A 22722-nucleotide genomic window follows, 5' to 3' on the forward strand; every position below is an offset into this window, starting at 1 on the left:
GAGGTAGCTTGAGTCGTGTGACTTCCCAGGTGACCGCCCGGAGTATCGAAGAGGTGCGGCTGACCGCGTTCAAGAGCTTCCGCGACCAGGTCCTCCCGCTCGCACCGCTGACCACACTCATCGGCCGCAACAGCAGCGGGAAGTCCAATGCGCTCGACGGCCTCGAAGTGCTGTCCCGGCTCGCCCGTGGCGAGGACATCACCGAGGCGCTGGAGAGCCGCCGTGGTCCGGAGGGCGCCGTCCGCGGAGGGCTGACCGGATGCGCTCCGCACGGCTCCGACCATTTCTCGCTCGGATGCACTGTGCGGACGGAACGCGGACCGATCCGCCTCGACGTGACCGTCCAGGTCGAGCCCGAGGTGCAGATCATCGCGGAGCGCCTGTCCGGGCCGACCCCGAAAGGACACCAGCCCGTCCTGGTCAGCGGCGAGGCGAACCCTCAGGTCGGCGACCTGTGGGCGACCTGGCACAACGGCAAGAAGGGCCGCGATCCGAACGTGAGGTTCCGCGGCTCCCGGCTGCTGACCTCGCAACTGCCCCTGCGGGTGACGCCGGTGACGGTGGGCGGGAGGGACAGCGTGTGGTGCGCCGAGACGATGATCTCGACGCTCGAGGGCGTCTTCCACCTCGACCCCGTCCCCCACCTCATGCGCCAGTACGTCCCCTCCCGCGACAGCAACCTGCGCCGTACCGCCGAGAACCTGTCCGCCGCGGTGGGCAACATCGAGCGCACCGACCAGCGCCTCTTCCGGCGCTTGGTGGAACTGCTGCGCGGCCTCGCGGACCACGAGATCGAGACGCTCGCGGTGACCCGGTCCGACCTCGGCGACGTCATGATCGCCCTGAACGAGGGCACGCTCGGCCTCACGCCGGCCCGTGAGATGAGCGACGGGATGCTCCGCTTCCTGGCCATCACCACCTCACTTCTCACCGGTGGAGGCGGCCTGGACCTGGGGCCTTCGACCACCGAAGAGGACGAACGCTCCCTGATGCTCGTGATCGAGGAACTGGAGAACGGCCTCCACCCGTCCCAGGCGTCGGAGGTACTCGAACTGGTCCGTCAGACCGGGGCGGCGAGCAGAGCTCAGGTGCTGATCACCACACACAGCCCGGCGCTGCTGTCCGCCCTCGACGCCGAGGACCACGAGGGTGTCGTCGTCTGCTGGCGTGATCCTGACGAGGGGACCAGCCGCCTGACCCGGCTGACCGAACTGGAGGGTTACCCGGCGGCCATGGCGGCCGGCTCGCTCGGCGAGGTGGTGACGCGAGGGCGCCTCGAGACGCGCCCCCGCCGCGATCGCGACTACACCGAGTTCAACCGGCTGCTGGGAATCGGGTGACGCATGGCACGCCGGGTCGAGTTCGTCGACACCTCCATCCTCTGCAACCTGCTGAAGATCCCTGGAAAGTGCCAGGACCACGCGAAGGTGGTCGAGGAATACCAGGCCAAATGCCATGCGCGTGACTGCGACCTGCTGCTTCCGGTGACTGCGATCATCGAGACCGGCAACCACATAGCCCAGCTCTCCGACGGCCGTCAGCGGCGTGCCTGTGCCCAGCTCTTCGCGGCGATGCTGCGCGCGGTCGTCGACGGAGAAGCTCCGTGGGCACTCAACAAGGTGGAGTGGAACGCCGCTCACTTGCAGTCGCTGATCAACGGGGGCCGCACCGGAAGCACCCTGATCGAGCACGCCTGCAACCAGCTCGGCTGCGGCGATCTGAACATCCTGATCGAGCGGGACCGCTACCTGGCCCGCACTTCCGGAGTGACCGCGACGGTCTGGACACTCGACGAGCTGCTTTCCTGCTACGCGTGAGCGCGGCCGGCGGTTTCGCGTCAGCGGGTGGTGGCCGGTTGCTGGGGCTCGTCCGCTGACGGGGTGGGCGGGGTGGGCTGGGGGGCGGCGGGGGTGCGGTGGAGGGTGCGCAGGGAGCGGATGCCGAGGACCCCGATCACGGTGCCCAGGACCGTGGAGGTGATCGCCAGGGCGAGGTGGATCCAGAAGTACGCGGTGGGGTGGGAGTGGTCACCGTGGTGGAAGGCGAGACCGCTGGTGTCCTTCCAGAGGTTCTTCACAAAGGTCGTCCAGACGATCCAGGACCACACCCCGAAGGCGACCAGGAACCAGGAGACGCGGCGGCTGAGCTTCATACGCACCAGTATGGGCGGAGTCCGGGCGGCGACGGCGGCCGGGGGGAGGGGGTTGCGGGCGGCGGGCGTGCGAAGGGTCACGTGGCGCTCCCGGCACCCGGGGGCGCGGGCGGGCGGCCGGGCCGGGTACGTTCTGCGGGTGGCCACCACAGTCTCCTCAGCCCTGAAAGCGTCCGCGGCGTCCCTGACCGCCCTCCTGCTCGGCGGGAGCGTGCTGGCCGGCACCGCGCAGGCCGCCCCCGCGACAGCGAAGACGCCCAGTCCGCCGTCGGTGATGTCGAAGGTCGGCGGCGACCGGCTGAGCCTGCCGGGCACCCAGGTCAACGCCGCCACCGGCGTGCCCGCGCTCCCCAAGGGCATCACCGCGCGCTCCTGGATCGTCACCGACGCCGAGACCGGCGAGATCCTGGCCGAGCACAACGCCCACTGGAAGCTCGCCCCGGCCAGCACCCTGAAGATGCTGCTCGCCGACATGCTGATACCCAAACTGCCGGCGTCGACCGTGCACAAGGTGCTGCCGTCGGACCTGAAGGGCATGGGCGAGGGCAGCAGCCTGGTCGGGGTCAAGGAGAACCTGACCTACACCGTCAAGGACCTGTGGCTCGGGGTCTTCCTGCGCTCGGGCAACGACGCGGTGCACGTGCTGTCCGCGATGAACGGCGGCGTCCCGGCCACCGTCGCCGACATGAACGCCGAGGCCCGCGAACTCCAGGCCGACGACACCCACGTGGTCTCCCCGGACGGCTACGACATGCCCGGCCAGGCCAGCAGCGCCTACGACCTGACGCTGTTCGCGCGCGCCGGGCTCCAGCTCCCCGAGTTCCGCGAGTACTGCTCGACGCTCACCGCGCAGTTCCCCGGCGACTACAAGAAGGTCAAGAACCCCAAGAAGGGCCAGCCGAGCAAGGTCCGGGAGTCCTTCCAGATCCAGAACACCGACCGCCTGCTCAGCGGTGACTACGACCTGAAGCCGTACCAGGGCATCGCCGGGGTGAAGAACGGCGACACCACGAACGCCGGCGCCACCTACACCGGGGTCGCCCAGCGCGACGGCCGCAAGCTGCTGGTCACCGTGATGCACCCGGACCCGAAGTCGGGGCACAACGCGGTCTACCGCGAGGCGGCCTCGCTGCTGGACTGGGGCTTCAAGGCGGCGCCCACGGTCCAGCCGGTCGGCACCCTGGTGCCGCCGCTGAGCCAGGTCGCCGCGAGCAAGGCGAGCACGCAGCCGTCCTCCGCCACGCCCCGGTCCACCGCGGCAGCGGCCCCGGTGGCCGCCTCCTCGTCCTCGCGCGGGCTGTGGACCGCGGCCGGGATCACCGCCGCGACGCTGGTGCTGCTCGCCGCGGTGATCATCGTCGTACGCCGCCGCCGTCCGCTTCCGTCCGCGGTGGCCGCCAGCGGTGCGAGCCCGACCCCGGTGTCCGCGCCGGCTCAGCGCCGGGCTCCCGATCAGGAACAGGGCCAGGAGCAGCGTCAGGAGCAGAGCCAGGAGCAGGGCCCGCGTCAGGGCCAGGCGCGGGCGAAGCGCCCTCGCGGTCTCCGGAAGCACTGACCCCGGACGGGCCCGCCCCGCCCGGCGGCCTCACCTCGCCGTACTGCGTCGCGGTCCACGCGGCGCAGTACAGCAGCAGCTTCGCCATGAAGTTGAACCACAGCAGCAGCGCGATGGGCGTGCCGAACGCACCATAGACGTTCCGGCCCGCGACGCCCCGCAGGTAGCCGCTGAGCGCGATCTTGAGCACCTCGAAGCCGACCGCCCCGATCAGCGCCGCCACCGCGACGGCGCGGCGGGGCGGGTCGACGCCGGGCAGCAGCGTCAGCACGTACAGCAGGATCAGGAAGTCCGCGACGACCGCCAGGACGTAGCCGACGACGGCGAGCAGCACCCGGCCCGGGCCGTGGTGGTCCAGGCCGATCCGGTCGGCGGTCCAGTTGACGGCGGCGGTGGCGAACCCGGAGGCGGCGAGCGAGACCAGTACCGCGCCGCCCAGGCCCAGCAGGACGCCGCCGTCGGAGAGTTTGGCCGTGACCGGGTTGCGTTCCTCGTCGTCCTTGAGCCACACCGCCCGCAGGCAGCCGCGCAGCGAGCCGACCCAGCTGATGCCGGTGAAGAGCAGGGCGGCGGAGGCCGCGATGCCGATGGTGCCGGCGTTGGCGACCAGGCTGTTGATGTCGAGCTTGTCGGCGATCCCCGGGATCTGCTCGGTGATCCGGTGCTCCAGCTTGTCGAGCCGCCGCTGCGACAGGGTCGCGGCGCCGACGGCGGCGACCACCGCGAGCAGCGGGAAGAGCGCGAGGAAGCTGGTGAAGGTCATCGCGGCCGCCAGCCGCGTCCAGTGCACCGTCTGGAGGTGCGCGAACGCCCGCCACGCGTGGGTGCGCATCGCCCGCGCGATCCGCGGGCCGATCCACGGCAGCCGGGTCAGCCAGTCCATGTCGGGCGGTTACCCTCCCCCGCCGCCCGCACGCCCGCACGGTCCGCCACTCCCCCGTCCGGGTGAGGCGCGGAGCCGAACACCAGCGTCCGCGTCCCCCAGAACCGCACCGCGGTCGCCAGTGCCATCCCGACCCCGGCCCCGGCGACGACGTCGGCCCGCGCGGAGGTGCAGCCGAGGACGTAGTGGGAGAAGCCGAGGCACGCCAGCTGCACCAGCGCCCCCGCGAGGTTCACCGCGAAGAAGGCGCCGAACCTGCGGGCCCGTCCGCCCCGGGCCCGGCCGCGGTAGGCGCCCAGCGCGTTGCCGGCGTACGCCACCGAGCAACCGGCCAGGAACGACAGCGCCTTGGCGGTCAGCGGCCCCGCCCCGCCCGGCCCGCGCAGCCACACGAACAGCCCGAGGTCCACCGCGTACGCGGCGCCGCCGGCCAGCGCGAAGCCCAGCAGCTCCGGGCCGACGCCGCCTCGTACGCCGCCCCGTACGCCGGCCCGTGCACCGCCCCGTACGCCGGCCCCCGCCGGGTCCCGCCTCACGAATTGACCACCGCGAGCACGTACAGCGCGCTCCACGCCACCGCGATCACCAGCAGCGGGCGGTCGCGCAGCACCACGTCCTCGGGTTCACCGGCCGCGCCGGCGTCCGCGAAGACCGCGTAGCGCAGCACCGACAGGGTGAAGGGCACCATCGACAACTGCCGCCAGGGCAGCAGCCCGTGCTCGCCGCCACTGCTCTCCAGCGCCCACAGGCAGTACGCGAGCACCGCCACGCCCGCCGCCAGCTGCCACACGAACCTCAGGTAGCCGATGGTGTACTCGCCCAGCAGCGCACGGGTGGCGGTCAGGTCGCCGTCGCGCTCCGAGACCAGGACCAGTTCGGAGTACCGCTTGGCGGCGACCATGAACAGCGCGCCGAAACCGGAGGTGATCAGGAACCAGCGCGACAGCGCGATGTCCAGCGCGAGCCCGCCGGCCATGGCGCGCATCAGGAAGCCGGTGGTGACGATCACCAGGTCGACCACGAGCATGTGCTTCAGCCGCAGGCAGTAGGCGAGTTGCATGGCCACGTAGGCGGCCAGCAGCGCCGCGGTGTGGCCGTTGCAGGCCGGCACGGCGAGGGCGGGGGCGAGGACCGCCAGCAGCGCGCCGGCGGTGTAGGCGACCGGGACCGGGACCTGGCCGCTGGCGACCGGGCGGCGGCACTTCACCGGGTGCGCCCGGTCCGCCTCCGCGTCGCGGGCGTCGTTGATCAGGTAGACCGCGGCCGAGCAGGCGACGAAGAGCGCCAGCGCGGCCGCCAGCCGTATCGCCTCGTCCAGGCCGAGCGGCCGGGCGGCGGCGAAGGGCGCGGCGAGCACCAGCCCGTTCTTCACCCACTGCCGGGGGCGGGCGGCCCGCAGCAGGCCGGTGGCGAGCGTCCAGCCGGTGCCGGGCGCGGCGAGCACCGGCGGCGCGGGCTGCTCGATGACGACGGCGGGTTCACTCATCGCACACCCCTGTGGGTCCAGTCCCGCCCCAGGCGGGCGGTGGTCGCGCCGAGCAGCGCGCCGAAGACGACGTCGGTCGGGTAGTGGACGCCCGCGACCAGCCGGGACACGCAGACCGCGGCGGCGAGCGGGCGCAGCGGCGCGGCGGGGACGAGCGTGCCGAAGGCGAGCGCGGCCGCGGCGGAGGAGGCGGCGTGCGAGCTGGGGAAGCTGTGCCGGCCGGCGGTGCGCACCAGCGGCGCGGCGCCGGGCGGCAGTTGGGGGCGGGGGCGGCGCACCACGCGCTTGACGGCCATGCTCGCCGCGTGCGCGGCGGCGACCAGGGCGGTGGCGCGCAGCCACGCGCCGCGGCGGGCCGGGTCGGCGGCGGCGCCGGTCAGCCCGGCGGCGAGCCAGACCGCGCCGTGCTCGCCGGCCAGGGACAGGCCGCGGGCCGCGGCGGCGGCGCCGGGCCGGCGGCCGCAGCCGCGCAGCACGGCCAACAGGTCGTGGTCCGGGCGGAACACGTGATCCGGGCGGAGCACCGGCCGCACCTCCTCGTTTCCTCCGTCGGGTTTCCCGCCCCCACGCCGTCCGTGCCGCACCCTCCTCGTCGCGTCCCCTCCGGCCAAAGCGCGGCCGGAGCGCGGCCGGACCGCAGGCACGCCCCGTACGGCCCCACACGGCGCGTGAGTCATACGATTCGGCCATCGGACTGTGAATCCCTACCGTGCGACCCCCGCCCTTATCCCTACCGATCGCCCGTTACGGTGAGAAAAGCCGCATTTCCCACCGAACCTCACCCAAGAGGGCACTCCTTCGGGTTGCCCGGCGGTACGTTCACCGGCATGCCCGTACCGCTCGCGCCGGCCACCACCTCCGTCACCGGCTGGGGACGCACCGCCCCGACCGCCGCCCGGCTGCTGCGCCCGGGTACGTACGAGGAGGCCGTCGAGGCGGTACGGGCCTGCGACGACCGCGGCGCCATCGCCCGGGGCCTGGGCCGGGCGTACGGCGACGCGGCCCAGAACGCCGGCGGCGCCGTCCTGGACATGACCGCGCTGGACCGCATCCACGAGATCGACGCCGTGGGCGGCGTGGTCACCTGCGACGCGGGCGTGTCGCTGCACCGGCTGATGGAGGTGCTGCTGCCGCTCGGCTGGTTCGTGCCGGTCACCCCCGGGACCCGGTACGTCACCGTCGGCGGCGCGATCGGCGCCGACATCCACGGCAAGAACCACCACGTCTCCGGCTCCTTCAGCCGCCACGTACGGGCCTTCGAGCTGCTGACCGGCGACGGCGAGACCCGGCTGGTGACCCCCGAGGCCGAGCCCGAGCTGTTCTGGGCGACCGCCGGCGGCATGGGCCTGACCGGGGTGGTGCTGGCCGCCACCCTCCAACTGCTGCCGGTCGAGACGTCGTTGATGACCGTGGACACCGAGCGGGCCACCGACCTGGACGACCTGATGGCCCGGCTGACCGCCACCGACCACCGCTACCGCTACTCGGTGGCCTGGATCGACCTGCTCGCCCGCGGCGCCCGGACCGGCCGGGCGGTCCTCACCCGCGGCGACCACGCACCGCTGGAGGCGCTGCCGGTCCGGGCCCGCCGCGACCCGCTCGCCTTCCGCCCGCGCCGGCTGCCGGCCGCCCCGCGCCCCGCCCCCGACGGGCTGCTCGGCCGCACCAGCGTCGGGCTCTTCAACGAACTGTGGTACCGCAAGGCGCCCCGCGAGCGCCGCGGCCAGTTGCAGAAGCTCGCCTCGTTCTTCCACCCGCTGGACGGCCTGCCCGACTGGAACCTCGTCTACGGCCGGTCCGGCTTCGTGCAGTACCAGTTCGTGGTCGGGCACGGCCAGGAGGAGACGCTGCGCTCGGTGGTGCGGCGGCTGAGCACCCGCGGCTGCCCGTCGTTCCTCGCGGTGCTCAAGCGGTTCGGGGCCGGCGACCCGGGCTGGCTCTCCTTCCCGATGGCCGGGTGGACGCTCGCGCTGGACCTCCCCGCCCGGCTGCCGGGCCTCGGCACCCTGCTGGACGAGCTGGACGAGGAGGTCGCGGCCGCCGGCGGCCGGGTCTACCTCGCCAAGGACTCCCGGCTGCGCCCGGAGACGCTCACCCGGATGTACCCGCGGCTGGACGACTTCCGTTCCCTGCGCGCCCGCTACGACCCGCGCGGCGCCATCACCTCGGACCTGGCGCGGCGGCTCGCGCTGTGACGTTGGGAGTGCGCTCATGAAGGACGCGTTCGGGGCTCCCCAGTCCCTGCTGGTGCTCGGCGGCGGCTCGGAGATCGGGCTGGCCACCGCGCGGCGGCTGATCGCCCGCAGGACCCGGCGGGTGCACCTGGCCGGGCGGCCCTCCCCCGTGCTGGACGCCGCCGCGGCCGAGTTGTCGGCGCTCGGCGCCGACGTGCATGTCACCGCCTTCGACGCGCTCGACCCGGGCAGCCACGAGGAGGTCCTCGGGAAGGTCTTCGCCGAGGGCGACATCGACATGGTGCTGGTCGCCTTCGGCGTGCTCGGCGACCAGGCGCGCGACGAGCAGGAGCCGCTGTCCGCGGTGCGGGTCGCCTCGACCAACTACACCGGGGCGGTCTCGGCGTCGCTGGTCTGCGGCGCCGCGCTCCAGCGGCAGGGGCACGGCTCGCTCGTGGTGCTCTCCTCCGTGGCCGGCGAGCGGGCCCGGCGGGAGAACTTCATCTACGGCAGCAGCAAGGCCGGGCTCGACGCGTTCACGCAAGGGCTCGGGGACGCGCTCCACCCCTGCGGGGTGCATGTGATGGCCGTACGGCCCGGGTTCGTCCGGGGACGGATGACCGCGCACCTGCCCCCGGCGCCGTTCGCGACCACCCCCGAGGCCGTGGCCGAGGCCATCGAGGCGGGCCTGCGCCGCCGCTCCGAGGTCATCTGGGTGCCGGGCCGCCTCCGCCCGGTCATGTCCGCCCTGCGCCACCTCCCCCGCCCCCTCTTCCGCCTCATCACCACCCCCCGCTGACCCGCTGTGCCGGGAGGTGGCGGGGCTGCTCGGGTGAGGGGGGCGGGGTCTGGTCAGGTCAGGGCCTCGCGGAGGCGGGACAGGGACCAGGTGAGGTCGTCCTCGGTGATGGTCAGCGGGGGAGCGAGGCGGATGGTGGAGCCGTGGGTGTCCTTGGCCAGGACGCCGCGCTCGAGGAGCCGCTCGGTGAGGGCGCGGCCGGTGCCGAGGGACGGGTCCACGTCGAGCCCCGCCCACAGCCCGCGGCCGCGTACCGCGGTGAGCAGGCCGTCGGACCGCAGGGCCGCCAGCTCGCGGTGGAGCAGGTCGCCGAGTTCCGCGGCCCGCTGCTGGTACTCCCCGGTGCGGAGCATCGCCACGACCTCGATGCCGACCGCGCACGCCAGCGGGTTGCCGCCGAAGGTGGAGCCGTGCTCGCCCGGGTGGAAGACGCCGAGCACGTCGCGGGAGGCGGCCACCGCGGAGACCGGTACGACCCCGCCGCCCAGCGCCTTCCCGAGGACGTACATGTCCGGCACCACGTCCTCGTGCTCGCACGCGAAGGTGCGGCCGGTACGGCCCAGCCCGGACTGGATCTCGTCCGCGACGAAGAGCACCCCGCGCTCGGCGGTGAGCTGCCGCACCCCGGCGAGGTAGCCCGGCGGCGGCACCAGCACCCCCGCCTCGCCCTGGATCGGCTCGATCAGCACCGCCACGGTGTCGTCGTCGACCGCGGCCCGCATCGCGTCGAGGTCGCCGTACGGGACGACCGTGAACCCCGGGGTGTACGGGCCGAAGTCCGCGCGGGCCTCGGGGTCGGTGGAGAAGCTGACGATGGTGGTGGTGCGGCCGTGGAAGTTCCCCTCGGCGACGACGATCTTCGCCCGGCCGTCCGGCACGCCCTTGACCTGGTACCCCCACTTGCGGGCGGTCTTGACCGCGGTCTCCACCGCCTCCGCCCCGGTGTTCATCGGCAGCACCATGTCCTTGCCGCACAGCTCGGCCAGCCCGCGGCAGAACTCGGCGAAGCGGTCGTGGTGGAAGGCCCTGGAGGTGAGCGTCACCCGGTCCAGCTGCGCCTTGGCAGCGGCGATCAGCCGCGGGTTGCCGTGGCCGAAGTTGAGCGCCGAGTACCCGGCGAGCATGTCGACGTACCGGCGGCCCTCGACGTCGGTCACCCACGCGCCCTCCGCGGCGGAGATGACGACGGGCAGCGGGTGGTAGTTGTGGGCGCTGTACTCCTCGACGACCGCGATCTCGCGGTCGGTCGCCGCGTGGTCGGCGGTGCCGGGGTGCTCGCCTGCGGCCGGTTCGCTGCCCGGGGCCGGGCGGGCGGGGGCGTCGTTCGTCACGTGCGTACTCCGTTCGTCGTGCGTCAGGAGCCAGGGCCAGCCTGGGAGCGGGCGGGGGTGGTGCCCTGCTTCCATGGTCGCGCACGGCGGTCCCGGTGGAAACTCCCCCGACCCGCGCCTCCGGGCCGGCCCGCGCGGCGCGCCCCGGCGGGCGGCGCTCAGGGGTGTGGGAGCAGGTCCGCGGCCTGAGAGAATGGGGGTATGGCCAACCTGCGACCTCGTGCCCTGTCCGGCATCCAGCCCACTGCCAGCTCCTTCCACCTCGGCAACTACCTGGGTGCGATCCGGCAGTACGTCTCGATGCAGGAGACCCACGACGCCTTCTACATGGTGGTGGACCTGCACGCGATCACCGTGCCGCAGGACCCGGCGACGCTGCGCGCCAACACCCGGCTGGCCGCCGCGCAGCTGCTGGCCGCGGGCCTGGACCCGGACCGCTGCACGCTCTTCGTGCAGAGCCATGTGCCCGAGCACGCGCAGCTCGGCTGGCTGATGAACTGCATCACCGGCTTCGGCGAGGCGTCCCGGATGACGCAGTTCAAGGACAAGTCCGCCCGGCAGGGCGCCGACAGCACCACCGTCGGCCTCTTCACGTACCCGATCCTCCAGGTCGCCGACATCCTGCTCTACCAGGCCGACGCGGTGCCGGTCGGCGAGGACCAGCGGCAGCACATCGAGCTGACCCGCGACCTGGCCGAGCGGTTCAACGGGCGGTACGGCGAGACCTTCAACCTGCCCGCGGCGCACATCGTGCGCGAGGTGGCGAAGATCTACGACCTCCAGGACCCGGCGGCGAAGATGAGCAAGTCCGCGGCCTCGGCCAAGGGTCTGGTCAACCTGCTCGACGAGCCGAAGGCGTCGGCGAAGAAGTTCCGCAGCGCGGTCACCGACACCGACACGGTCATCCGGTACGACGAAACGGAGAAGCCGGGCATCAGCAACCTGCTCAGGATTCACTCCGCCCTCACTGGCACCGGAATCGCCGAACTGGAGGAGCAATACGCGGGCAAGGGCTACGGTGCGCTCAAGACCGACCTCGCGGAGATCTTCGTGGCGTGGGTCACACCGTTCCGTGAGCGCACGCAGGAGTACCTGGGGGACCCCGAGACGTTGGACTCCGTTCTGGCCAAGGGAGCCGAGAAGGCCCGGACCGTCGCCGCCGAGACGCTGGCGCTGGCGTACGACCGGATCGGCTTCCTCCCGGCGAAGCACTGACGCCGCGGCCGTCCCGCGGCTGTGACAGTAGTCGGATCGGGCTGTGACGTACGTCGCGGTCCGGTTCGTCCGCGTGCGCGCGACACTGAGCAGGACGACCGAGCAGGGCACAAGCAGCACACAGCAGGAGCACGCGGGCGGCCGGCCGCGGGGCCCTGCGGCGGAGCGGCGACCCGGGGAGAGGTGAACGCAGTGGGTACCACCACCATCGGCGTGTCCATCGCGGTCCCGGAGCCGTACGGACGGCTGTTGCAGGACCTGCGGGCCGGGTTCGGCGACCCGGCGGCCCACGCGATCCCCACGCATGTGACGCTCCTGCCGCCCACCGAGCTCGCCCGCGAGGAGCTGCCCCGCTTCGGCCGGCACCTCGCCCGGGTCGCCGCGGACGGGCGGCCGTTCACCATGCGGCTCGACGGCACCGCGACCTTCCGGCCCGTCTCGCCCGTGGTGTACGTGCGCATCGCCGAGGGCGGTACGGACTGCGGCGCCCTCCAGGAGCAGGTCCGCTCCGGCCCCGTCGCCCGCGAGCTCCAGTTCCCCTACCACCCGCACGTCACCGTGGCCCACGGCATCTCCGACGACGCCATGGACCGCGCCCAGGCCGCCCTCGCCGACTTCACCGCCGACTGGACCGCCTCCGGCTTCGCCCTCTACGAACAGGGCCGCGACGACGTCTGGCGCCAACTGCGCGTCTACCCCTTCGGCACCGAGCCCCTCCCCCCGCTCCCCCACCAGCACACCTCCGCGGCCACCCAACCCTCCCGCATCCCCCGCCCCGTCGCCTGAGGCCCCCTGCCGTTGGGTGTTCTTTCCTCCGCGGAAGAAGCTCGCGCCCCAAAGGGGCGCGGGGAACGGCGCGACCAGCCCCCACCGGCGGGTGGTCCCGGCACCGACAGAACCGGGCAACCCGGGGGGTCAGGGCCCCCCGATAGCATCGGCAGATGCTGACCGGACTGCTGGCGGCGCTCGGCGCCGCGTTGTGTTTCGGCGCGGCCACCACCCTCCAGGCGAAGGCCGCGCGGTCAGCGCGGGGCGGCGGCGCGGCGGGCCTCCTCGTGGCGGCGCTCCGCCAGGCCCCGTACCTCGCGGGCCTGGCCCTGGACGGCGCCGGCTTCGTGCTGGAAGTCGTCGCGCTGCGCGCGCTGCCGGTCTACACGGTGGGCGCGGCGCTGGCCGCGAGCCTGGCGGTCACCGCGGTACTCGCCGCCCCGCTGCTGGGCGCGCGGCTCGCCCGCGGGGAGTGGGCCGGGGTGGCCACCGTGTGCGGCGGGCTCGCCCTGCTGGCGCTGGCCTCGGGCGGGGAGGGCCCCGGCCACGGCGGGGGCGCGCTGCGCTGGGGCACGCTAGCGGCGGCGCTGGCCGTACTGGCGCTGGGCGCGGTGCCCGCAGCGCGGCTGCCGCGGCGGGCGCGGGCCGCGCTGCTCGGCCTGGGCGCGGGCCTGGGCTTCGGGGTCGTCGAGGTCGCGGTACGGCTGCTGGACCCGGTCACGCCGAAGGCGCTGGCGGCGAACCCGGCGTCGTACGCCCTGCTGGTCGGCGGCGGGGCCGCCTTCCTGCTGCTGACCTCGGCGCTGCACCAGGGCTCGGTCACCGCGGCCACCGCGGGGATGGTGCTGGGCGAGACGGTCGGCCCCGCGCTGGTCGGGGTGCTGGCGCTGCACGACCGCACCCGGGGCGGCTGGGCGCCCGCGGCCGCGGCCGGTTTCGTACTGGCGGTGGCCGGCGCGCTGGCGCTGGCCCGCTACGGGGAGGGCGGCCCGCCGGCGGAGGCCGCCGGCAGCACCCGGCCGGAAGGCGTCACGCTCGGGTCCGGGGGCTGAGCCGGCAGGTGACGCCGATCCGGTTCCAGGCGTTCATCGTCACGCACAGGGCGATCAGCCGGGGCAGTTCGGTGCCGTCGAAGAGCGCGGCGGCGCCGTCGTAGGCGGCGTCGGCGACGCCGTGCGGGCCGAGCGCGGTGACGGCCTCGGCCAGTTCGAGGGCGGCGCGTTCGCGGGCGGTGAAGAACGGGGTCTCCCGCCACACCGTCAGCCCGGTGAGCTTCTGCTCGGTGATGCCGAGGGCGCGGGCGGCGGCGCTGTGCTCGTCCACGCAGTACGCGCAGCCGTTGAGCTGCGAGACGCGTACCCGCACCAGTTCGCGGACGACCGGGTCGAGCCCGGCGGTCGCGGCCTTGTCCAGGCTGATCATGGCCCGGTAGAAGTCGGGCGCGGAGGCGTTCAGGTCGATCCGGCGCGGCGGGGCGGGCACGGTGGCGTCACCGGCGGGGGCCGGGTGGTCGGCCGGGGTGCCGGTCGGGTTGTCGGTCGGGTTGTCGGTCGGGGCGGAGGTGGTCGGCTCGGAAGTGCTCATGCCTTCAACGTAGCCGCGAAGTGGCCCCGTCCCGTGGTCCACTTGACCTGTGAACGCAAGGGCCACTTCGGGCGAGCCGGGCCGAGCCGGCGGCTACGACCTGCTGATCGACCTCGCCGCCCAGCGGCAGCGGGGCGCGGGCGCCCGGGCGGGCCTGGAGGCGGCGCTGCGGGAGGCGGTGCGGGACGGGCGGCTCGGCGCGGGCACCCGGCTGCCGTCGAGCCGGGCCCTCGCCCGGGACCTGGGCCTGGCCCGGAACACGGTCGCGGAGGCGTACGGCCAGCTCGTGGCGGAGGGCTGGCTGACCGCGCGGCAGGGCTCGGGCACGGCGGTCGCGGCGCGCCAGACCGCGGCGGAGCAGGCGCAGCGGACAGGGCAGACTGAGCGGACGGCGACAGGGCCGGCCGGCCCGCCCGCCGCGGTGCCGGACGCGGTGCGGCTGCCGTACTCGCTGTGGCCCGGCTCCCCCGACGTCTCCGCCTTCCCCCGGGCCGCGTGGGGCGCCGCCGCCCGCCGGGCCCTCACCGCGGCGCCGAGCGAGGCGTTCGGCTACTCCGACCCGCGCGGGCGGCCCGAGCTGCGGGCGGCGCTGGCGGCGTATCTCGCCCGGGTGCGCGGGGTGCGGGCCGATCCGGAACTGCTGGTGGTCTGCACCGGCTTCGTCCAGGCGGTCGGCCTGCTCGCCCGGGTGCTGCGGGACCGCGGCGGGCGCCGGATCGCCGTGGAGGAACTGGGCTTCCCCGACACCCGTACGCTGCTGCGGGCCAACGGCCTGGCGACGGTGCCGCTGCCGCTGGACGGCGACGGCGCCCGGGTGGAAAGGCTCGACGGCACGGCGGACGCGGTGCTGCTCACCCCGGCGCACCAGTTCCCGACCGGCGTACCGCTCTCCCCCGCGCGCCGCACCGCGGTGGTGGACTGGGCCCGCGCCACCGGCGGAGTGGTCATGGAGGACGACTACGACGGCGAGTTCCGGTACGACCGCCAACCCGTCGGCGCCGTACAGGGGTTGGCGCCCGAGCACGTCGTGTACGCGGGGACCGCGAGCAAGAGCCTGGCGCCGGGGCTGCGGCTGGCGTGGATCGCGGTGCCGCCGGACCTGCTGGACGCGGTGGTGCGGGAGAAGCGGCTCGCCGACCACCACTCGCCGGTGCTCGACCAGTTGACGCTGGCGGAGTTCATCGGCTCCGGCGCCCACGACCGCCACGTGCGGCGGATGCGGCTGCGCTACCGGGACCGCCGGGACCGGCTGGTGGCCGCGCTCGCCGAGCGGGTGCCTTCGGTACGGGTCTCGGGTATCGCCGCCGGGCTGCACGCCGTCGTCGAACTGCCGCCGGGCGCCGCCCCGTCGGCCGTGCTGACCGAGCGGGCCCGGCAACGGGGGCTGGCACTGGGCGGGTTGGACCTGCTGGGCGCCCGCGCCGACCGCCCGGCCCTGGTGATCGGGTACGCCACTCCGCCCGACCACGCCTTCGCCGGGGCGCTGGAGCGGCTGTGCGCGGTGCTGGCGGAGTCCTGCGGCTGACACCCCGGGACCGGCGCCCGTAGGCGCGGACGGCCCCGCCGCTCACCGGGGTGAGGGCGGGGCCGTCCGGACCGGCTGGGCTCAGATCAGGCCGAGGGCGCGGACCGCGTCGCGCTCCTCCGTCAGCTCCTGCACCGACGCGTCGATGCGCGGGCGGGAGAAGTCGTTGATGTCCAGGCCCTGGACGATCTCGTACGTGCCGTTCTTCGTGGTGACCGGGAAGGAGGAGATCAGCCCGGCCGGGACGCCGTAGGAGCCGTCGGAGACGATGCCCATGGAGGTCCAGTCGCCCTCGGCGGTGCCGTTGACCCAGGTGTGGACGTGGTCCAGGGCGGCGGAGGCGGCCGAGGCGGCGGAGGAGGCGCCGCGGGCCTCGATGATGGCCGCGCCGCGCTTGGCGACGGTCGGGATGAAGGTGTCGGCGAGCCACTGCTCGTCACCGATCACCTCGGCGGCGTTCTTGCCGGCGATCTCCGCGTGGAAGACGTCCGGGTACTGGGTGGCGGAGTGGTTGCCCCAGATGGTGACGCGCTTGATGTCGGCGACGGCGGCACCGGTCTTCTTCGCCAGCTGGCCGACCGCGCGGTTGTGGTCCAGCCGGGTCATCGCGGTGAAGCGGTCGGCGGGGACGTCGGGGGCCGCGGACTTCGCGATCAGCGCGTTGGTGTTGGCCGGGTTGCCCACGACCAGGACCTTGATGTCGTCGGCGGCGTGGTCGTTGATCGCCTTGCCCTGCGGCTTGAAGATGCCGCCGTTGGCCTCCAGCAGGTCGCCGCGCTCCATGCCCTTGGTGCGGGGGCGGGCGCCGACCAGCAGCGCCACGTTGGCGCCGTCGAAGGCCACGTTCGGGTCGTCGGTGATGTCGATGCCGCGCAGCAGCGGGAAGGCCGCGTCGTCCAGCTCCATGGCGGTGCCCTCGGCCGCCTTGAGGCCCTGCGGGATCTCCAGCAGCCGGAGCCTCACCGGCACGTCCGCGCCGAGCAGGTGGCCCGAGGCGATACGGAAGAGGAGCGCGTAGCCGATCTGGCCGGCCGCTCCGGTGACGGTGACGTTGACGGGAGTGCGAGTCATTGCCTTCTCCTGGCCTTCTGCTTCGGGTGGTGCTGCGGGTGGTACTGGCGGGTACTCGGTCGCCCCGGCAGCGGCCCGAGCGGCCCCGAACGTGGATCTCTCGGCGTCAAGAGAGCCAGTCGCCAGGCTATCGCGCGCCGCCCGCGCCCATCACGCGGCCTCCTGTGGCACCAGTCACCCGATCCGGTGACAGGCGCGGCCGGGGGCCGCGCGGCGGCGCGGGCGGGGCGTACCGCCGGCGTCAAGTCGGCGTCAGGTCCGTGTCCCGTCAGCGTCCCGTCAGCGCCCCGCCCGCGTCCCGCCCGCGTCTTCGTCAGCGGACGGAGAAGTGGATGATGTCCTCCAGGAACGGGATGCGGATCAGGGGGTCCGGCTGGGCCATGAGCCCGAGCAGGATGATCGCCGCGCCGAGTATCCCGTAGGTGATCACGTCGGTGAACCGGCTGCGCACCGCGAGCATGCCCACGGCGGTGACCGCCCAGCGCAGCCCGGCGCCGAGCAGCAGCGCCGCGCCGATCAGGATGGTGCCCGCCCGGAACTGCCCGGCAGCGGTGACGATGAGCCCGATGGCCGCCCCGGCGATCACCGCGATGATCGGCCACTGCCGGACCGGCGCGGGCGCGTCCCCGCCGGCCGCCCGGCCGCCGCCCTCGGGCCGGGCGACGCCCCGGGTGCCCTCGGGCCGCCCGCCCGGGTCCTGGGACGCGGCACGCACGGTGCCGTCGGGGATGTCCGCGGGTCCGCCCGCCGCCTCAACCGACATGGCCCGCCACCGTCCGCTCGGCCGCCTCCACGACGTTCTGGAGCAGCAGCGCGCGGGTCATCGGCCCGACGCCGCCCGGGTTCGGCGACAGCCACGCCGCGACCTCGGCCACCCCAGGATGGACGTCGCCGACGATCTTGCCGTGCTCGTCCCGGCTGACGCCGACGTCGAGCACCGCCGCACCCGGCTTGACGTCCTCCGGCTTGATGATGTGCGGCACGCCCGCCGCGGCCACCACGATGTCCGCCTGCCGCAGGTGCGCCGCCAGGTCCCGGGTGCCGGTGTGGCAGAGCGTCACCGTGGCATTCTCCGACTTGCGGGTCAGCAGCAGCCCGATCGACCGGCCGACGGTGATGCCGCGGCCGACCACCACCACGTCCGCGCCGTCGATCCCGACCCCGTGCCGCCGCAGCAGCTCCACGATGCCGTGGGGCGTGCAGGGCAGCGGCCCCGGGACGCCGAGCACCAGCCGGCCCAGGCTCGTCGGGTGCAGCCCGTCCGCGTCCTTGTCCGGGTCCACCAGCTCCAGCACGCGGTTGGCGTCGATGCCCTCGGGCAGCGGCAGCTGCACGATGTAGCCGGTGCAGGCGGGGTCCTCGTTCAGCTCGCGGACGACCGCCTCGATCTCCTCCTGCGTGGCGGTGTCCGGCAGTTCGCGCTGGATGGAGCCGATGCCCACCTGCGCGCAGTCGCGGTGCTTGCCCGCGACGTACCACTTGCTGCCCGGGTCGTCGCCGACCAGCAGGGTGCCGAGGCCGGGCTCGACACCGCGCTCCCTGAGCGCTTGGACCCGGGAGGTCAACTCCGACTTGATCGCGGCGGCCGTGGCCTTGCCATCGAGAATCTGGGCGGTCATGGCTCCATACTCGCGGATCTGCCCGGCAGCGGACCAATCCGCGCGCGAACCGGCCCCGTACCGGTCCCGTACCGCCCCGGACCGCGGCTTCCCCGTCAGCTCGCGTCGCGGATGGTGACCGTGTGGACCATCTTGTCGGCCCAGGTCTGGTGCAGTTCGTCCCACAGCGGCCACAGGAAGCCGAGGAAGCACGGGAGGGCGTCCACCGCGTGCAGGACGCGGCGCCCCACGGCCCGGCCGAAGCCGAGCGCCGAGCCGTCCGCCAACCGCAGCAGCCGGATGCCCACGATCCGCTTGCCCGGGGTCTGCCCGGTCTTCCCCTCGCGGTAGGCCAGGAACAGGAAAGCAGCCAGCGACAGCACGGCGCCGACGAGGATCAGCAGCCCCGAACTCGTCGGCACCGACGGCGTGGGGCACTTCGACCGCTCGATACCTCGGTCGTCGCACGCGTTCCACGCGTCGGCCACTTTCGCCGCGAACCGCCCGTACCCCGCCAGAAACAGGCCCGTCGGTATCAGGTTGAACATCAGCCCGTCGAGCACCATCGCGCCCAGCCGCGCGCCCCACCCCGCCGGCGGCGGCATGCCCAGTGGCCGGTTCCCCACCGCCGGATACCCGTACCCGGGCGGAAGCGGATCACCATACGGGCCGGCGGACCCAGGAAACTGACTCACGGGCGGATTCCTTGCGGCAGCAGGGGACGATGCGTGCGCGCACATCGTCAGGCCCCCACCCCCGCCAGTGCAAGAGTCATCCCCCCGCAACCCCCGAGGACGCACCCGAGCGAACCCAGGGGCGCGAGGAACTGCGCGACCAGCCCCCCACCGGCAGGTGGTCCCGGAACCGACAGGACCACCCACCCCGGAGGGTCAGGGGCACCGCCCCCGCGAGGTCAGTGGAAGAAGTGCCGCGTCCCCGTGAAGTACATGGTGACCCCGGCCTTCGCCGCAGCCTCCACCACGGCCTCGTCCCGGATCGACCCACCGGGCTGCACCACGGCCTTGACGCCCGCGGCCGTCAGCACCTCCAGCCCGTCCGCGAACGGAAAGAACGCGTCGGACGCCGCGTACGACCCCGCCGCGCGCTCCGCCCCGGCCCGCTCCACCGCCAGCCGCGCGGAATCCACCCGGTTGACCTGCCCCATCCCGACCCCGACGGTCGCCCCGTCCTTCGCCAGCAGGATCGCGTTGGACTTGACCGCGCGGCACGCCCGCCACGCGAACGCCAGGTCCGCCAGCTCGTCCGCGCCCAGCGCCTCGCCGGTCGCCAGCGTCCAGGTCGCCGGGTCGTCGCCCTCCGCCTGGAGCCGGTCCTTGACCTGGACCAGCACGCCGCCCTCGATCGGGCGGTACTCCGTGGCGGCCGCGGGCGCGTCGGCGCAGCGCAGCACGCGGATGTTCTTCTTGCGGGCCAGCACCTCCACCGCGCCCTCGTCGTACGCCGGGGCCACGATCACCTCGGTGAAGATCTCCGCGACCTGCTCGGCCATCGCCACGGACACCGGGCGGTTGACCGCGATGACGCCGCCGTACGCGGAGACCGGGTCGCAGGCGTGCGCCTTGCGGTGCGCCTCGGCGACGTCCGCGCCGACCGCGATCCCGCACGGGTTGGCGTGCTTGATGATCGCCACGCAGACGCCGTCGTGGTCGTAGGCGGCGCGGCGGGCCGCCTCGGTGTCGACGTAGTTGTTGTACGACATCGCCTTGCCGTGCAGCTGCTCCGCGCCGGCCAGACCGGTGCCGGAGCCGTCGGTGTAGATCGCCGCGCCCTGGTGCGGGTTCTCGCCGTAGCGCAGGGTGTCCAGCCGGGTGTACGTGGCGCCGGTGAACGCGGGGAACTCCTCGTCCGCGCTGTAGCCGTCGAGGAACCAGGACGCCACGGCCACGTCGTACGCGGCGGTGTGCTGGAACGCCTCGGCGGCGAGCTGCTTGCGGGTGGCGAGGTCGAAACCGCCGTCGGCGACCGCGGCGAGCACCTCGTCGTACCGGGCCGGGCTGGTGACGACCGCGACCGAGGGGTGGTTCTTGGCGGCGGCGCGGACCATGGACGGGCCGCCGATGTCGATCTGCTCGACGCACTCGTCCGCGCTCGCGCCCGACGCGACGGTCTCGCGGAAGGGGTAGAGGTTCACCACGACCAGCTCGAACGGCTTGACGCCCAACTCGTCGAGCTGCCTGCGGTGGTCCTCGAGCCGCAGGTCGGCGAGAATGCCGGCGTGCACCCGCGGGTGCAGGGTCTTCACCCGGCCGTCAAGGCACTCGGGGAAGCCGGTCAGCTCCTCGACCTTGGTGACGGGCACGCCGGCCGCGGCGATCCGCCCCGCCGTCGAGCCGGTCGACACCAGTTCGACCCCGGCCGCGTGCAGGCCCCGGGCCAGCTCCTCCAGGCCGGTCTTGTCGTAGACGCTGATCAGCGCGCGGCGCACCGGCCGCTGCGTTCCGTTCGCCCGGGGGCTGTCCTGCGCGGTGTCCTGGGGAGTGGCGCTCATGCCGGAATCAAAACCTTTCGTCCCTCGATGCGGTACCCGTCGCGCGACAGACGTCCCACCACGTCGACGAGCAGACGTCGCTCGACTTCCTTGATGCGCTCGTGGAGCGCGTCCTCCGTGTCGTCCGGCCGGACCTCGACCACGCCCTGGGCGATGACCGGGCCGGTGTCGACGCCGTCGTCGACGAAGTGGACGGTGCACCCGGTGACCTTGGCGCCGTACGCCAGGGCGTCGCGCACGCCGTGCGCCCCGGGGAAACTGGGCAGCAGCGCCGGGTGCGTGTTGACGATCCGGCCGCCGAACCGGGCCAGGAACCGCGCGCCGACGATCTTCATGAAGCCGGCCGAGACCACCAGGTCCGGGTCGTGGGCGGCCGTCGCCTCGGTGAGCGCGGCGTCCCAGCCGTCCCGGTCGGCGTGGTCCCGCAGCCGCACCGTGAAGGTGGGCAGCCCGGCCCGCTCGGCCCGCTCGAGTCCGACGGTGCCGTCGCGGTCCGCGCCCACGGCGACGATCCGGGCGCCGTAGCCGGGGTCGGCCTCGATGGCGTCGAGCAGGGCCTGGAGGTTGGTGCCGGAACCGGAGACGAGGACGACGAGACGGGCGGGAGTGCGGGCGGCCACGGACGGGGCCTCTCTCGGGCGTGCGGGAATCCCGCGAACGGGGACCTGGGCGGCTGTGTTTCGGGCGGCTTGGATGTTTCTATGAGACCGGGGCCGCTCGTTTTGGGGCGACCCTACGAGCGCGCCGGTCGTCAGCAACGATACCGGCACTCCGGGCGGCCCCCACGGGACGGGGGAGCGTCCGGGCGGTAGCGTCTGGGGGAGAACACGTACGCGACAGGAGTCGAGCCCAAGGGGATGGCGCATCACATCATGAGCAGCGGCCGCATTGAACTCGCGCTGCGCGCGCCTGGTGGCGATCAGCGGGACAACCCGTTCGCGCCGCCGCCCGAGGGTGCGCCGGACCGCCCGTGGCAGCCGCGGCAGCCCGGCCGGCCGGCCGGCAGCAGCGGGCGGCAGGAGGGCGGCACCGGCTCGGGTGAGGGCGCGGGTTCCGGCGCGGGTTCCGGTTCCGGCAGCGGGAGTTCGGGGGGCGACGGCTCCGACGGGGCCGACGGCTCCGGTTCCGGTTCCGGTTCCGGCGACGGGCCGCAGGGCACCCCGCCGCCCCCGCACGGCGCGCCCCAGGCGTGGGGCCACCAGTGGAGCAGCCGCCAGCCGCAGTCCGGTCGGCCGGACCCGTTCGCCCGGCGCCCCGAGCAGCCCGGGCCGACCGGCCCCCAGGGCCAGGGCCCGCGCTTCGACCCGACCGACCCGGCGCAGCGCCGCTCGCGGTACGCCCTGGTCTGCGGCGGCTGGGGCCTGATCTTCTCGCTGCTCGGCTGGACCCCGCTGGGCCTGCTGCTCGGCGCGCTCGCCCTCTACTGGGGCGTCAGCGCGCTGCGGATGTCGCCCGAGGACCGCGCCAAGGCCCGCGCGCAGGCCGCCTCCGCGCTCGCCGACGCCACCCAGAGCCCGCGCCCGGCGCCCCCCGCGCCCGGCCCGGACGCCCAGCGCTCCTTCCTCACCGCGGCCTGGACCGGCATCATCACCAGCGCGCTCGCCCTCGCGATCGTCGGCACCACGTACGGGTTCCAGATCGCCTACCGCGACTACTACGACTGCAAGGCCGACGCCCTCACCGCGCCTGCCTCGCACTCCTGCCAGAAGCTTCTCCCCTCCCCTCTCCGCAGCCTCCCCGCCCTCCGCGACTGACCTCCCCGAGGCCCCGCCGGGGGCGACGACCGCGGGCCTTGCGGGACCTCGCCCTCGACCGCGCCCGGCCGGCCGGCGGCCGTGGGTACGGCAGGACCTTCCCCGGCGACAGCGAGTCCCACCGAACGAAGCCCGACCCCGCCCACTCCCCCACTAGCCCGCCCGCCGACACAGCCAGCACTCCAACCGAGGGCGACACGGCACCGTGCCCGGCGGGGACTGCCCCCGCACCGCGGCCAACCCCGCGTACGGTCCGGCCGGGCTGGCGGCTACGCCTACAGGCCGCGCAGCTCTCGTAGGGTTGCCCCTCGCCCGCGC

General features: G+C 74.2%; 22 protein-coding genes and 1 pseudogene. 10 read left to right on the forward strand and 13 right to left on the reverse strand.

All coding sequences use genetic code 11. From position 1 onward, the window contains the following. The first annotated feature begins 17 nt into the window (after window positions 1–17). Together AC3EVP_RS01345 and AC3EVP_RS01350 are read left to right on the forward strand one after the other, a co-directional pair. Complete coding sequence (locus AC3EVP_RS01345; RefSeq protein WP_335978104.1) at window positions 18–1340, forward strand: AAA family ATPase; 1323 nt, start codon at window positions 18–20, stop codon at window positions 1338–1340. A gap of 3 nt (window positions 1341–1343) precedes the next feature. Then, window positions 1344–1817: a hypothetical protein gene (locus AC3EVP_RS01350; RefSeq protein ID WP_435124959.1), complete on the forward strand. Its 474-nt coding sequence runs from the start codon at window positions 1344–1346 to the stop codon at window positions 1815–1817. Window positions 1818–1837: 20 nt separating this feature from the next. On the opposite strand, the gene AC3EVP_RS01355 is transcribed toward AC3EVP_RS01350, so the two are convergent. Continuing rightward, window positions 1838–2152, reverse strand: a complete 315-nt coding sequence (locus tag AC3EVP_RS01355) for an SCO4848 family membrane protein (RefSeq protein ID WP_335978108.1) — start codon at window positions 2150–2152, stop codon at window positions 1838–1840. A gap of 139 nt (window positions 2153–2291) precedes the next feature. Here AC3EVP_RS01355 and AC3EVP_RS01360 point away from each other — a divergent pair, with 139 nt between their 5' ends. Further along, window positions 2292–3707 (forward strand): D-alanyl-D-alanine carboxypeptidase family protein, encoded by a 1416-nt coding sequence (locus AC3EVP_RS01360; RefSeq protein WP_435124961.1) that lies wholly within the window; start codon window positions 2292–2294, stop codon window positions 3705–3707. A gap of 106 nt (window positions 3708–3813) precedes the next feature. Here the strand turns inward: AC3EVP_RS01360 and AC3EVP_RS01365 are convergent. The 4 genes and pseudogenes from AC3EVP_RS01365 to AC3EVP_RS01380 form a co-directional block, all read right to left on the reverse strand. Continuing rightward, window positions 3814–4590, reverse strand: a pseudogene (locus AC3EVP_RS01365) (YihY/virulence factor BrkB family protein); the annotation flags it as partial. Continuing rightward, window positions 4578–5039 carry a GtrA family protein gene (locus tag AC3EVP_RS01370; RefSeq protein WP_435125573.1) on the reverse strand — a complete coding sequence of 154 codons (462 nt, stop codon included), beginning with the start codon at window positions 5037–5039 and terminating at the stop codon, window positions 4578–4580. The pseudogene AC3EVP_RS01365 and the gene AC3EVP_RS01370, both read right to left, overlap by 13 nt. A gap of 83 nt (window positions 5040–5122) precedes the next feature. After that, window positions 5123–6076 (reverse strand): decaprenyl-phosphate phosphoribosyltransferase, encoded by a 954-nt coding sequence (locus AC3EVP_RS01375; protein WP_435124964.1) that lies wholly within the window; start codon window positions 6074–6076, stop codon window positions 5123–5125. Beyond that, window positions 6073–6600: a phosphatase PAP2 family protein gene (locus AC3EVP_RS01380; protein ID WP_335978113.1), complete on the reverse strand. Its 528-nt coding sequence runs from the start codon at window positions 6598–6600 to the stop codon at window positions 6073–6075. The genes AC3EVP_RS01375 and AC3EVP_RS01380 overlap by 4 nt, the downstream gene beginning before the upstream one ends. A gap of 303 nt (window positions 6601–6903) precedes the next feature. On the opposite strand from AC3EVP_RS01380, the gene dprE1 reads away from it, so the two are divergent. After that, on the forward strand, window positions 6904–8271 hold the full coding sequence (gene dprE1, locus AC3EVP_RS01385) for a decaprenylphosphoryl-beta-D-ribose oxidase (protein WP_435124968.1): 1368 nt from the start codon (window positions 6904–6906) through the stop codon (window positions 8269–8271). A 16-nt stretch (window positions 8272–8287) separates the two neighbouring features. Further along, a complete protein-coding gene (gene dprE2, locus AC3EVP_RS01390; protein WP_435124971.1) occupies window positions 8288–9049 on the forward strand; it encodes a decaprenylphospho-beta-D-erythro-pentofuranosid-2-ulose 2-reductase in 762 nt (253 codons plus the stop codon). Window positions 9050–9102: 53 nt separating this feature from the next. Here dprE2 and rocD read toward each other — a convergent pair whose 3' ends face one another. Continuing rightward, window positions 9103–10284, reverse strand: a complete 1182-nt coding sequence (gene rocD / locus AC3EVP_RS01395; protein WP_435125576.1) for an ornithine--oxo-acid transaminase — start codon at window positions 10282–10284, stop codon at window positions 9103–9105. Window positions 10285–10581: 297 nt separating this feature from the next. Between rocD and trpS the strand changes: the two genes are divergently transcribed. The 3 genes from trpS (at window position 10582) to AC3EVP_RS01410 (ending at window position 13415) form a co-directional block, all read left to right on the forward strand. After that, a complete protein-coding gene (trpS, locus tag AC3EVP_RS01400) occupies window positions 10582–11595 on the forward strand; it encodes a tryptophan--tRNA ligase (RefSeq protein WP_335978116.1) in 1014 nt (337 codons plus the stop codon). Between the two features lie 192 nt (window positions 11596–11787). Next, complete coding sequence (locus AC3EVP_RS01405; protein WP_435124974.1) at window positions 11788–12381, forward strand: 2'-5' RNA ligase family protein; 594 nt, start codon at window positions 11788–11790, stop codon at window positions 12379–12381. 155 nt (window positions 12382–12536) lie between these two features. Then, a complete protein-coding gene (locus AC3EVP_RS01410) occupies window positions 12537–13415 on the forward strand; it encodes a hypothetical protein (protein ID WP_435124976.1) in 879 nt (292 codons plus the stop codon). Here AC3EVP_RS01410 and AC3EVP_RS01415 read toward each other — a convergent pair. Beyond that, window positions 13393–13947, reverse strand: coding sequence for a carboxymuconolactone decarboxylase family protein (locus AC3EVP_RS01415; RefSeq protein WP_435124979.1), 555 nt, complete (start codon window positions 13945–13947; stop codon window positions 13393–13395). The two genes, AC3EVP_RS01410 and AC3EVP_RS01415, sit on opposite strands and share 23 nt — an antisense overlap. Window positions 13948–13996: 49 nt before the next feature. On the opposite strand from AC3EVP_RS01415, the gene pdxR reads away from it, so the two are divergent. Then, window positions 13997–15472, forward strand: coding sequence for a MocR-like pyridoxine biosynthesis transcription factor PdxR (pdxR, locus tag AC3EVP_RS01420; protein ID WP_435124981.1), 1476 nt, complete (start codon window positions 13997–13999; stop codon window positions 15470–15472). 81 nt (window positions 15473–15553) lie between these two features. Here the strand turns inward: pdxR and AC3EVP_RS01425 are convergent, their stop codons facing one another. The 6 genes from AC3EVP_RS01425 to purN all read right to left on the reverse strand — a co-directional run bounded on the left by AC3EVP_RS01425 (window position 15554) and on the right by purN (window position 21300). Then, a complete protein-coding gene (locus AC3EVP_RS01425; RefSeq protein ID WP_335978124.1) occupies window positions 15554–16543 on the reverse strand; it encodes a malate dehydrogenase in 990 nt (329 codons plus the stop codon). A 313-nt stretch (window positions 16544–16856) separates the two neighbouring features. Next, the gene (locus AC3EVP_RS01430; RefSeq protein ID WP_335978126.1) at window positions 16857–17306 is read right to left on the reverse strand and encodes a DUF3017 domain-containing protein; all 450 of its coding nucleotides are present in this window, start codon (window positions 17304–17306) and stop codon (window positions 16857–16859) included. Beyond that, window positions 17296–18162, reverse strand: a complete 867-nt coding sequence (locus tag AC3EVP_RS01435) for a bifunctional methylenetetrahydrofolate dehydrogenase/methenyltetrahydrofolate cyclohydrolase (RefSeq protein ID WP_335978128.1) — start codon at window positions 18160–18162, stop codon at window positions 17296–17298. Before AC3EVP_RS01435 ends, AC3EVP_RS01430 begins: the two co-directional genes overlap by 11 nt. A gap of 95 nt (window positions 18163–18257) precedes the next feature. Continuing rightward, entirely contained in the window at window positions 18258–18767 is a 510-nt protein-coding gene (locus tag AC3EVP_RS01440) for an RDD family protein (RefSeq protein ID WP_435124985.1), read from the reverse strand. 287 nt (window positions 18768–19054) lie between these two features. Then, window positions 19055–20650: a bifunctional phosphoribosylaminoimidazolecarboxamide formyltransferase/IMP cyclohydrolase gene (gene purH / locus AC3EVP_RS01445; protein WP_435124988.1), complete on the reverse strand. Its 1596-nt coding sequence runs from the start codon at window positions 20648–20650 to the stop codon at window positions 19055–19057. Further along, a complete protein-coding gene (gene purN / locus AC3EVP_RS01450) occupies window positions 20647–21300 on the reverse strand; it encodes a phosphoribosylglycinamide formyltransferase (protein WP_335978522.1) in 654 nt (217 codons plus the stop codon). The genes purH and purN overlap by 4 nt, the downstream gene beginning before the upstream one ends. A 207-nt stretch (window positions 21301–21507) precedes the next feature. Here purN and AC3EVP_RS01455 point away from each other — a divergent pair, with 207 nt between their 5' ends. Next, window positions 21508–22404 (forward strand): hypothetical protein, encoded by an 897-nt coding sequence (locus tag AC3EVP_RS01455; RefSeq protein WP_435124990.1) that lies wholly within the window; start codon window positions 21508–21510, stop codon window positions 22402–22404. The last annotated feature ends 318 nt before the right edge of the window (window positions 22405–22722 follow it).

The organism is Actinacidiphila sp. bgisy144, assembly GCF_057708105.1.